The sequence below is a fragment of the Halorubrum tibetense genome (assembly GCF_042661865.1).
GTDB lineage: Archaea > Halobacteriota > Halobacteria > Halobacteriales > Haloferacaceae > Halorubrum > Halorubrum tibetense.
Genome location: NZ_JBHSWW010000618.1, coordinates 1 through 646, shown reverse-complemented (window position 1 = coordinate 646; position 646 = coordinate 1). Strand labels below are relative to the sequence as shown.

The 646-nt window shown below is 72.9% G+C and carries 1 protein-coding gene; it reads left to right on the top strand.

The window, feature by feature from the left end; genetic code table 11:
• The coding region (locus ACFQEU_RS17320; protein WP_379784168.1) for a Brp/Blh family beta-carotene 15,15'-dioxygenase at positions 1–646 on the top strand (646 nt) is incomplete at both ends.

Genomic DNA, 646 nt, shown 5'->3' with positions numbered 1-646 from the left:
CGAGCCTTCGCGTTCTACCCCGCGCTCGCGCTCGCGGCCCTGCTCCCGCTCGGCGCGGTGACCCCCTTGTTTCCGGTCGAAGTTGGCGTCGCGACGTTCGCGCTCGGTACACTCGTCGTCGGGATGGCACACGGCGCGGTCGACCATCTCGTCCCGTTGCGGGCGGCGTTCGGAGTGTCGCTCCGCCGGTCGCTCGTCGCCGTCTCCGTCGTCTACGCGGTTCTCGGCGGCGCGGTCGTCGCCGGGTTCTTCCTCGCGCCGGTCGCCGCGTTCGTCGGGTTCATCGTCCTCACGTGGCTCCATTGGGGGCAGGGCGACGTCGCTGCACTCGCCGTCGCCGGTGTCGAGCACCTGCGGACGCCGTGGGAGCGGGCGCTGACGCTCGTCGTCCGCGGCGGCCTCCCGATGGGCGTTCCACTCCTCTCACACCCCGGGGAGTACCGGCTGGTCGCGGAGTGGATCGTTGGGCTGTTCGTCGCCGACGCGGCTGCCGCGGTCGCCCCCGTGTTCACGTCCGACGTTCGGATCGCGGTCGGCGTCGCGATGGTGAGCGCGACTACGGTGTCGCTCACGCTCGGGGCGTGGCGGGTCCGCAAGGGAGCCACCCGCCGCGGCTGGCTCCGCGACGTCGGCGAGACGCTCACGC